The organism is Streptomyces sp. NPDC002785 (assembly GCF_040295565.1).
Lineage (GTDB): Bacteria > Actinomycetota > Actinomycetes > Streptomycetales > Streptomycetaceae > Streptomyces.
In genome coordinates this window covers 1-9,681 of sequence record NZ_JBEOVN010000163.1, presented here as the reverse complement: position 1 = coordinate 9,681, position 9,681 = coordinate 1, and the positions used below count along the sequence as shown (strand labels likewise).

The window sequence follows — 9,681 nt, the reverse complement described above, 5'->3', positions numbered from 1 at the left end:
TGGCGCACAGACCGGACCCGGCAACGGCAACGTCCTCCAGCAAGGCGCACAGACCGGACCCGGCAACGGCAACGTCCTCCAGCAAGGCGCACAGACCGGACCCGGCAACGGCAACGTCCTCCAGCAAGGCGCACAGACGTGACCCCGGTCGAGGGCTGACCAAGCCAAACCTGCCGACCAGCCTTGACAACGCGAACCCGCCACTGGGCAGTGGCGGGTTCGCCCCTGCTCCGGGATGGGACTGAGTGAGCGATGGCAGCCTGTCGATCCAGGACGAGCATTACCCGCCGCGGGAAGACAAGGACGTGGTTTTGGCCATGCCTGTCGGCGTGCATGCGAACGCAGACAGGCACGTACGAGTTCAAGGGGGTCTTGCAAGATCCTCGTGAGGAGGTCGGACGTGCTTCTGTACGCCGGTGACGCCCCGCCACAGATCCTGTGTATGGAGGGCGGCCTGGTTCGTATGACCGCCCGTACCCGTGGCCACGTGGAGCTGGTCTGTCCGGACTGCAGCTGCGTCTCGCCGCGGGTGCACAGCCGGTACGCCCGGGCTGTGGCTGATCTCGCGCTGTCGCTGGAGATGGCCCCGCTCGGTCCTCCGACTCACGGCCCTCGTGTGCTGGGCGTCGACGACTTCGCGCTCAGACGCGGCCACCACTACGCGACGCTGCTGGTGGATCTCGAGGCCCGCCGCCCGGTAGACGTACTGGCCGGCCGGGATGCCGAACCGTTCGCCGCGTGGCCGGCGTTCAGTGGCGCGCAGCAGATCCGCACCACGTGGCCTCGACTCGGCGCCTCTGTTGGACATGTCCGCGACTTCGCGGCCGTGATGCGCGACCGCGGTGGAGAAGATCTCCCTGCCTGGATCGACAGCATCGACGACCAGCTACCCCACATCACACAGTTTGCCGGTGGTCTGCAGAGCGACTTCGAAGCGGTCACCACCGGGCCGTCCAGTACGTGGGGCTCCGGCGAGTGCGAAGGCCAGGTGACCGGAGCCAAGCTCCTCAAGCACCAGGCCACGGCCACACCGGTCTCCCGCTCTTCGACAGCGCATCCTCTGGCTAAGAGCTGTCCGGTAATCCCTGACGGGACAGCCCTTAGCCAGGTGTGAGATGTGAACAAAGGACGCGCTGTCACCCCATCACGAAAGACTCGCATGACCCCGTTGCCCGTTCACGTACGCAGCTATGCACTTCGACTCGTACGCCGGCAATGACCCTCACAGTCACAGCTACAGGGATCTGTTACCGGGGCGCGACCGCTGCAGTTCGGACACGAGCCGGCGCAGCCGCGGGGTGGGTCGGAGTCCCAGCTCGTCGTGGAGGTGCTGCTCGTAGCGTTCGAAGCCGTACAGCGCCTCGGACGGATTGCCTTCCGCCAGGTGGGCGCGGATCAGTGAAGCCTGGCTGCTCTCCCGCAGCGGATCCGCCTGGACGGCCGCATGTGCGGCCGTCACCGCCCCGGCGAACTCCTTCGTAGCGATGAAATTTCCCGTCAGTGCCTCAAGGGCGTGGAGTCGAAGCTGTCGCCATTGCTCCGCCTCCGGCAACATCCACTCGTCGTACCAGCCGGGCAGCAGATCGGCGGAGAGCTGGTCGACGGTCGCCGCGTTGAGATCAAGCTCCTCGGCCGGGACACGGGGATCGAGAATGCGCTGGGCCAACGACCGGGCGCTGTACAGGTCGACGGCGACCTCCCGCGCGAGGCGCAGCTCGGCGGGGCAGATATCCAGTGCTTGCCTCCCGAGGCCGCGCAGGCGTGACAATGCCGACCGCAGGTTCGTATTCGCACCTTGCTCGGATGCTTCGGGCCAAAGACTCCCGGCGACCAGAGCCCGAGGGACAGCAGCCCGGTAGTTGAGCGCGATAAACGCCAGGAGTCGCTTCGAGCCGACTGGAACGGTCACCGGTTCATCGCCGACTACGAGGTCGAAACCGCCGAGCAGAGCGATGCTCGCGGACGGCCCGGACAGGGCGGGTGACGGAGAGAATGCGAGATCATATGAGCTCATGGCTTTGTGATCGCGTAGGGGTCGGTCTACCTGGCGCCCGCCGACCGGCCGCGCCGCCATTACTGAGGGCCCGCGATCTGTACACCTCCAACAAAGCCATGCTGCTGTACCTGCCCAGGGTTGTCGACTTATCCCAATTTGATCCAAGGGGTGGCACCCTCCGGCCGTGAGCGGCCGAGCTCCCGAGGGCATTGCACACGTGCTCCGACTGCGTTGGCCCCACGCATCCGGGGCAGCGTGTGATGCCCGCTCCACACGGACCGGCGTGGTCCGCGGTGTCCGGTCGAGAGGCAGAGCTGCCCAAAGATCCTGGCCACCGCGACGATCGACCGGCTCCTCCACCACGCTCACATCGTGGTCACCCAGGAGGGTGATTCTTTCCGGCTCAATCAGGCCACGAGCGGTCAGGGGGATCTCCTTGCGCTGCCCACCTACCAACAGCGGGGAGATATGTGGTCGCGGTTGGGGAAGTTCTGCCGGCCGCCAGTGGCGGAGAGTTACCGGCCGCCTCCGGGGAGAGCTGAGTGGCCGTTGACATTTGGTGCGGGTCGCGGTCGGCGGGCATCTCGCGCAGCCGTCCCGCACGGTCCGGCCCATGGCATCGGCCCGGGTCCGCGTCGCGTTCGGCGCCCGCGGCAACGTCGGTGGTGCAGCGGATGCGGGGAGTCCTCTTCAATCCAGGCTCTGGTGATCAGGGCGCCGGTGCGGGATGCGGGCATACCCCCACTATCACCGGGCGCCGTCACCGGGGCGTGACCGCGGCGATCACAATCTCGCCATTGCGCATCACCGGGCGGCCAACCTGCGGGCGTGTGGGCTGTGGCCGTTCGCACCGCGCTGTACCGAAGACACTCTCGGGCTGTCTTGAGTACCTCCGCGCCACATGCGCACTCGACGAGGCATCGAGCGGTTGCGGAAACAGGCGGCCGCCCTCGGCAACTTCCAGGAGCCTGGCGCGCCGCCCCGGGGCTACCGGGTCGGCTTGTTCCGAGGAAAGGAGACCGTTACTTGACGTCGACGTAGTCGTCGGCCGCGGTCGCGCCGCCGGTCGTGTCCGTCTCACCGAAGGTCCAGCGCCAGTAGCCGTCGGCGGAGGCGGTGGCCGTGGTCTTCAGTGCGCCGGTCGAGTTCGCCTTCACGATCTTGACCGTGTTGTACGTGCTGGTACCGGCTTTACGGAACTGGAGCTTGGCCGCCTTGCCGCCGAAGCCGGTGTACGTGTGCTTCACCCAGTCCGCGCGGGTGATCTTGCCGGTGACGGTGAGATTGCCGCCCTTGGCGACGGGCTCGGGCGTGGCGTCGACGGTGACCTTCGCCGCGCGCTTGACTCGCACGGTGGGGGAGAGAGTCAGATACTCCTCGTTCTTGAGCCCGCCTTTCGCGTTCCAGATGCGTACCCAGACGGTGCTCTTCCAGGTCGTGGCGTCGTTGTTCGAGTCGAGGGTGTATCGCGGGTCGATGTACAGCTCGCCCTCGCAGTCGGCGGCCACGGAGCCGTCCTCACAGGCGGTGAGCACCATGTGGATGCCCCCGCGCTCTGATGCCTTGGCGGCGGTGGTGTCGTGGTACAGGTGCAGGGAAGTGTTCACGTCGGACTGCTTGAGGCCGGACGGCCACGACACGTGGTACGTGAATGTGGGGGCGACCTCTGCGGACGTACCCACGATGATGGGTTTGCCCTTGTTCAGGACCAGGTTCGACACCGTGACGCCGGTGTCCGCCGCCTGCGCGGACGGCGCGGTGAATGCCCCCAGGGCGAGCGTTCCCGCGACCACGACCGCGAAGCCGGATCTGCCTGCGCGCATGCGCAACCTCTTGTTGGTGAGGGACTGGTAAGAGTCCGGTAAGGGAAGAATGGATCGCCGCAAGCTAACAGCACCCGAACAGGGGCCGGTTCGAGAGGGTCGGGCTCGAACCACCGGCTGCGCGGCCGGTGTTTCGAGCCCGGTTACGCGGACGGGGAGGCCAGTTGCGCCAGGAGCCGCGCCCTGCCTGACCGGTCCAGCCAGCTGTCGAAGTCCATGACGCCGGGGAAGGCCTTCCTCACGGGCGCGAGGTCGATGTCGTAGAAGGTTCCGTTCGCCCAGGTCATCACCTTGGCGACCTCGGGGTCGTGCTCCCACAGCATCTCAAGCGGAATCCGTGCGTGGGGGATGGGGTGGTCGGCCGCCCTGCCCAACGCGTCGGCGATCTGCGGGGCCGTCAGCCGGTCGCCGGCGATTTCCATCGCCCGGCCCAGGTAGGCGTCCGGGGCCGCGAAGGCCAGCGCGGCGAAGGCGCCGATGTCGTCGATGGCGATGAGCTTCATGACCATCTCGTCGTGCCAGGGCACGTTGAGCGTGCCGTTCTGGAAGAACCGCGCCGGGCTGGTGAAGTCCTCCATGAACCCGGCCGGACGCAGGATCGTCGCGGGCACGCCCAGCTCGTGGATGTGCTGCTCGATCCGCCACTTGCCGATGGGGCCCCAGCCGTGCTCCACGTAGAAGCGGTTCTGGCTCTCCATGCCGCCGACCGACGAGTACACCAGGTGCTGCACGTCCGCGGCCTTCGCGGCGTCCGCGATGTTCTTCCCCCTGCGCGACCTCGTTGTCGCCTGCGAACTGGACGCTGTAGACGCCATACACGCCGCGTATCGCCGCGTCGAGGGAGGTGCGGTCGTCCAGGTCGTCGCGGACGAGGGCGCGGACCCGCCAGCCGGCGGCGAGCAGGTGACGGGCGGTCGCGCCGCCCTGGTTCCCGGTGGCACCGGTGACGAGAACAGTCTTGTCGTGCGTGTCCATGGCGCTCTCCCATGCAGCCTCGGAATCTTTTGTGCACTCGATGTGAATTTGCATCCAGTGCAAGTATGCTGTCAATGCAGTAATCTACGAGCCATGGCCAGACGTGAGCACGACACCCCAGAGCCCTCATTGCGTGAACGGAAGCGGGCGCGTACCCGTCAGGCGCTGATCGACGCGGCGGCGGAGCTGTTCGAGCGCCAGGGGTACGACGAGACGACCGTTGCGGAGATCGCGGCGGCGGCGGAGATCGGCACCCGGACCTTCTTCGGGTACTTCGCGGGCAAGGAGGACATCCTGTTCCCCGAGAGCGACGCGCGGGCGAGGGCCGCGATCGCAGCGATCGCCGACCGCGAACCGGCCGAGGGACCGGTGGACGTGTTGCTGCGGGCGCTCGACACCATCGCCGAGAGCGACGCCGACATGGTGAGCCCGATGGCCGCCGTGCGGATGCGACTGTTCCACACCGTCCCCGCGGTGCGGGGCAAGGCGCTGCAAGTCCAGCTCGCGGCGCAGCGGGAGATCGCGCAGGAGCTGCACGCGGCGTTCCCCGACGAGCTGGACCGGGTGGCCGCAGCGGCGCTCGCCGGGGCGCTGACGGGGGCGGTGAGCGGCGCGCTCGACGCACTCATGGACGAGGAGGGCGCCGACGGCGTGGACACCGACCGCCTGCGGACGCGGGTGCGGCAGGCGACGGAGCTGGGGCTGCGGCCTTGGCGGCACTGAACTGAGGGGGTGAAGGAGGAGCCCGGTCCTCCTCCGGCCGGCCCGTGGCGTTCCTGAGCGGCGAGCAGGCCGAGGCATGAGGGAAGCCACGCGGTTGCCGACCGGGCCGGAGCGGGGCGGAGACAGGAGCGCAGGCCCGGCCGGCGCCCGTGCCGCGCGCGGTGAGCGGAGCGACGCGGACGGTTTCGAACCGCCGACATCTGCTTTGCTGTGAGTTCGATCCGCGATAACAGCGGCCCTGAACCGCTACGGGTGTATCACCGCATCACTGCATCTGCTCCGCAGAGAACCGCGGCGACCCGTTGGTGTCCGCTGTGGTTGATGTCAGGCGTGGATGTCAGCCTGCTCCCTCGATGCCTGTGGTCGGTCGTCTTGCTCGTTCGGGTGCGTATCTCGTGCAGGTTCCAGCCCAGATCTCCAGGCTTGGCCTCACGATGTGTCTCCTCGTGAAGGTGAAAGAACATGCCGACGTACGTCACCTTGCTGAGCTGGACCGATCAAGGGGTCCGAAACCACAAGGACACCACAAAGCGCGCCGAGGCCTTCGGGTCAGCAGTACAGAAGCTCGGGGCGAAGCTCCTGAGCATCTACTGGACCGTCGGTCCGTACGACCTCGTGGCCATCGTCGAGGCGCCCGACGACGAAACTGCCACGGCAGCACTCCTGCAGCTCGGTGGAGTGGGCAACGTCCGTTCCACGACTCTGCGGGCCTTCGGCCCGGAGGAGATGGAGCGCATCATCGCCAAGGCGGCTGACTGACGACCCACCTCGTCCAGGACACCCAGCGCAAGGCAGTGAGTCACCTGGACCGCATGCTCAAGCGGCGTCCCGGCCGTGAGTGACCACACCCATGACTGACCGACGTGGAACTGGTCGGCGGCCCCCTCGACGGGCTGTTCCTGGACGTGACCAGCTGGACGGCCGAGGAACGTGCGACCGGAGCCATGCTGATCACAGAGATCGGCGCCTACGGTCCGGGGGCGCGCCGAGTACGAGCCCAGGCCCGACGCATCGGACCGGTGGGACTGGCAGGGCAACGTGCCGTAGCTCATCGCATCCGGGTCACGGTCAGCGTCCCGTGCCGCCCGGCCCCTGCCAGTACCTCCACCACCTGATCCGTCTCCACCCTGGTGCATGACTCACCCCCGGCATGCCGCTCCCCCACCACCGTCGCGCCGCCCAGGGCCCCGCCGATCCGCGCAGCGAGGACCAGCTCCAGCCGGGCGGACAGCCCGACAGGTCCGCCCTCGTCCCCAACCGCCAGGGCCAGATGATGCGGCCGACGCCGCGGCCCTGTAAACCCGACCACCAAGGCGTCGACCGTGTCCGCGTGCCACTGGTGAAGCGCTTGTATTCGAGGCTTGCGGTATTCCCCTGGTCGGCGGGCTGCGTCCGCTGCGCAACCTGAATGCGGCCGAGCCGGACGACGACGTGCAGGAACGACCCGGACACGAGTGCGGGCCCCTGGTCTGTCTCGGCCGGGGGCCCGCAAGGACGGCGGAGCGGGGATCAGTTCGGCTGGTCGCCGGTGTACCGGTAGATCTCGCCGCCGCTGTTGATGTGCCACACGGTGCCGTCGGCGCCAGCGGCAATGTCGGTGGCGGTGCCGGGGATGTTGATCCACGGGTTGACGCCGCTGGCGTCGTTGTTGGTGTACCGGTAGATGCTGCCGGCGGGATCGACGCCCCACACGTTCGTCCGGGAACCCACCGCGATGCGCTTGAGGCTGCCGTGGACGCTCTTCCACGGGTTCGAGCTGTCCTGGTCTCCGATGTACCGGTAGATCTGGTTCCCGCCGTTGACACCCCACACGGTGCCGTCCGCCGCAGCGCCGATGTCACTCAGCGCCCCGGGAATCTTGATCCACGGGTTGGTGTCGTAGTTGGTGTACCGGTAGATGGCGCTGGCGGAGTCCACCCCCCACACGTTCGTCCGGGATCCCGCATCGATGCGGACCAGGCTGCCGGAGATGTTCACCCACGGGTTCGAAGCCCCCTGGTCCCCGGCATACCGGAAGATCTGGTTGCCCCCGTTGACACCCCACACAGTGCCGTCTGCCGCGGCACCGATGTCGCTCAGCGCCCCCGGGATGTTGATCCACGGGTTGGCGTCGTAGTTGGTGTACCGGTAGATGGCGCTCGCCGCGTTCACACCCCACACGGTTGTCCTGGACCCCGCCGAAATCGCGGTGAGACTGCCTGCGACCTTCACCCAATCCGCCATGCCGAAATCCCCTTCATCGAACCGGTGTCGGCTGCCATCTTCGAGGACTTGATGAGCCGATAAGTCAGGTGAATACTTGCTCTATTATCAAACAAGCCAGTAAATCAATGTTTCGATTCTTGTCGCCTTGCGGGGGTGGAGGACTGGGGGGCTCAGCCGGGAGCATTTCGGCTGGAAGTGCTGTCCCGCCCAGGGGGGATCGACACGAGTGATGGTTCATGCCTCCGACCTGGACAACCCGGACTCCTCCTGGCGGGCCTTCGTTTGGACGATGGCCAAGTAGTCGATCCAGCTCCCGCCGGTGAAAGCTGCCCAGCACTCCGCCGTCTTGGGGTGAATCCCGAACAGGTCGGACATCACCATGGGCGGCAGGTCTGCCAAGGCTTCCATTATGGCGGTGTCCCTTGGGGGGCGGGCCGCTTGCGCATTTCCCGCATCCGACCTCTGACCTGCACTTCCTCAAAATCATTTAGGGGATATTAAGGGGCACTTAGGGGACGGGTCGCGGTAGTGAGGGTGTGGTCAGAGTGCCTGGACGTATAGTCAAAGTGCATGGAAATACAGAGAAGCCCCGGCCAGAAGTGCTCTGACCTGGGCTTCTCTTGTGACCTTGCTGGTCAAACTGGTGGGCGCGGACGGTTTCGAACCGCCGACATCTGCTTTGTAGGCCTGGCACCGCTCGCGGACACGTCCTCGCTGGTCACCATGCGTGCGGTGGCGTTGAGTTGTTCGATGGGTTCCTGCACCCCTACGGGCTCCAAGTGACCGTGGTTGACCGCTCGATCCGGCACGGATCTGGCACGCACTGCGGCGCGGACTCGCATCGTTGGTGGCCGGTTCTCAGCGCCACCGACCCCCTCCGTGACATTTGTGCGCCTGCCGTGCGCCGCTGCCATCTTGCGTGCCTCGCAGACACCACGCACGGTTTCAAGTGTTGCTGCTCGGCGCTCCGGCGCCCGACAGGGAGGGCGGTACCTCGTGGGTTCAGCAAGTATGTGGGCACGTGCAACCTTCGGTGATGTGGCTAGCGACCTGGTGGACGTGATCCCGGCTTGCCTCCTGCGGGCTCATACAAGGGCCCGCAACGGGCACGAGGGGGTCCACACCCAGACTCTCGAGGCATATGGCCACGGGCTATATGCCGTGCAGTACGAGGAACTTGCAGTTGGCCTTGGAGCCTTGGCGGATGCCACGCCGGTGCGCCTCCACGGGCGCACCATGGTGATCGTTGCTGACCACGTGATCTACCCGATTCGCTACGCGAAGAAGGATGTCCCAGTCACAGCTGCTCGCCTGCGGCGGGCTACGGGATTCCGTGCCGAACTGATTCGCCGGCATGGCCCGGAGCCCATGCAACAGATGCTCGACCTTGGCCTGGATGAGCTCGAAGAATCCGAAGTCCACCCCGACCTTGGGCTCCTCCCCGAGAACATCCGCCTCGTTCTGGTCGCCTACGCCTGCTCCATGGACCGAGGCATGATGCGTGTCGAATGGGGTTCTGCGGAACTGCGCCAGGAAGACCGTTATCTCATCTGGCACCACCATGAACCACTACCTCTGGATGGCCGATTGACCACCGCATTTTAAGTTCGGCCATCGTGCCGCCACCAGGAAGGGACTGCCGCTCACCCCTGCCACGGCAAGCCGCGTACGATCGCGGTCATCCGCCCTCGTTGATGTCAGCTTTGAATGTCAGCTCCTGCTGCGACCGCGAGGAACCCGCTCACTCTTCGTCGCTGCGCTCCAGGACCAGGCCGACGGACCCGTCTTCCAGTCCGTTGCTGTCTTCGAGGTGCAGATGGGCTCCATCCGGAACTCCTTCACCGGCCAGCACCAGAAGATGCCCGCCGCATGCGGGGCACCGCCGGGAGGTGTTGCGGGGGTCCACGGCCATCACTTCCCGTCCGGCGCTTTCAGCCTTGGCGGTCAGGATCGTCAGGA

The 9,681-nt window shown here is 66.6% G+C and carries 10 protein-coding genes and 3 pseudogenes; 6 read left to right on the top strand and 7 right to left on the bottom strand.

Annotated features, from left to right (window positions below; translation table 11 throughout):
- The first annotated feature begins 553 nt into the window (after nt 1-553).
- Nucleotides 554-1,114: a transposase gene (locus ABTZ94_RS28670; RefSeq protein ID WP_502967321.1), complete on the top strand. Its 561-nt coding sequence runs from the start codon at nt 554-556 to the stop codon at nt 1,112-1,114.
- A gap of 120 nt (nt 1,115-1,234) precedes the next feature.
- Here ABTZ94_RS28670 and ABTZ94_RS28665 read toward each other — a convergent pair whose 3' ends face one another.
- Entirely contained in the window at nt 1,235-2,014 is a 780-nt protein-coding gene (locus ABTZ94_RS28665) for an AfsR/SARP family transcriptional regulator (RefSeq protein WP_351204889.1), read from the bottom strand.
- A 300-nt stretch (nt 2,015-2,314) separates the two neighbouring features.
- Here ABTZ94_RS28665 and ABTZ94_RS28660 point away from each other — a divergent pair.
- Nucleotides 2,315-2,425, top strand: a pseudogene (locus ABTZ94_RS28660) (ATP-binding protein); the annotation flags it as partial.
- 593 nt (nt 2,426-3,018) lie between these two features.
- Here the strand turns inward: ABTZ94_RS28660 and ABTZ94_RS28655 are convergent.
- From ABTZ94_RS28655 to ABTZ94_RS28645, 3 genes and pseudogenes are all read right to left on the bottom strand, one after another.
- On the bottom strand, nt 3,019-3,819 hold the full coding sequence (locus tag ABTZ94_RS28655) for a hypothetical protein (RefSeq protein WP_351204887.1): 801 nt from the start codon (nt 3,817-3,819) through the stop codon (nt 3,019-3,021).
- Nucleotides 3,820-3,962: 143 nt separating this feature from the next.
- Nucleotides 3,963-4,634, bottom strand: coding sequence for an NmrA family NAD(P)-binding protein (locus ABTZ94_RS28650; RefSeq protein WP_351204885.1), 672 nt, complete (start codon nt 4,632-4,634; stop codon nt 3,963-3,965).
- Nucleotides 4,635-4,671: 37 nt separating this feature from the next.
- A pseudogene (locus ABTZ94_RS28645) lies at nt 4,672-4,794 on the bottom strand (NmrA family NAD(P)-binding protein); the annotation flags it as partial.
- 93 nt (nt 4,795-4,887) lie between these two features.
- Here ABTZ94_RS28645 and ABTZ94_RS28640 point away from each other — a divergent pair.
- From ABTZ94_RS28640 to ABTZ94_RS28630, 3 genes and pseudogenes are all read left to right on the top strand, one after another.
- Nucleotides 4,888-5,517 (top strand): TetR/AcrR family transcriptional regulator, encoded by a 630-nt coding sequence (locus tag ABTZ94_RS28640; RefSeq protein ID WP_351204883.1) that lies wholly within the window; start codon nt 4,888-4,890, stop codon nt 5,515-5,517.
- Nucleotides 5,518-5,979: 462 nt separating this feature from the next.
- On the top strand, nt 5,980-6,276 hold the full coding sequence (locus ABTZ94_RS28635) for a GYD domain-containing protein (RefSeq protein ID WP_351204881.1): 297 nt from the start codon (nt 5,980-5,982) through the stop codon (nt 6,274-6,276).
- A 107-nt stretch (nt 6,277-6,383) separates the two neighbouring features.
- Nucleotides 6,384-6,564: pseudogene (locus ABTZ94_RS28630) on the top strand (hypothetical protein); the annotation flags it as partial.
- 462 nt (nt 6,565-7,026) lie between these two features.
- On the opposite strand, the gene ABTZ94_RS28625 reads toward ABTZ94_RS28630, so the two are convergent.
- Nucleotides 7,027-7,740, bottom strand: a complete 714-nt coding sequence (locus ABTZ94_RS28625; RefSeq protein WP_351204879.1) for a tectonin domain-containing protein — start codon at nt 7,738-7,740, stop codon at nt 7,027-7,029.
- A 216-nt stretch (nt 7,741-7,956) separates the two neighbouring features.
- The gene (locus ABTZ94_RS28620; protein WP_351204877.1) at nt 7,957-8,121 is read right to left on the bottom strand and encodes a hypothetical protein; all 165 of its coding nucleotides are present in this window, start codon (nt 8,119-8,121) and stop codon (nt 7,957-7,959) included.
- A gap of 612 nt (nt 8,122-8,733) precedes the next feature.
- Here ABTZ94_RS28620 and ABTZ94_RS28615 point away from each other — a divergent pair.
- Nucleotides 8,734-9,327, top strand: coding sequence for a hypothetical protein (locus ABTZ94_RS28615; RefSeq protein ID WP_502967324.1), 594 nt, complete (start codon nt 8,734-8,736; stop codon nt 9,325-9,327).
- 136 nt (nt 9,328-9,463) lie between these two features.
- On the opposite strand, the gene ABTZ94_RS28610 is transcribed toward ABTZ94_RS28615, so the two are convergent.
- A partial coding sequence (locus ABTZ94_RS28610; RefSeq protein ID WP_351204873.1) for an Imm32 family immunity protein occupies nt 9,464-9,681 on the bottom strand: 218 nt, incomplete at its 5' end.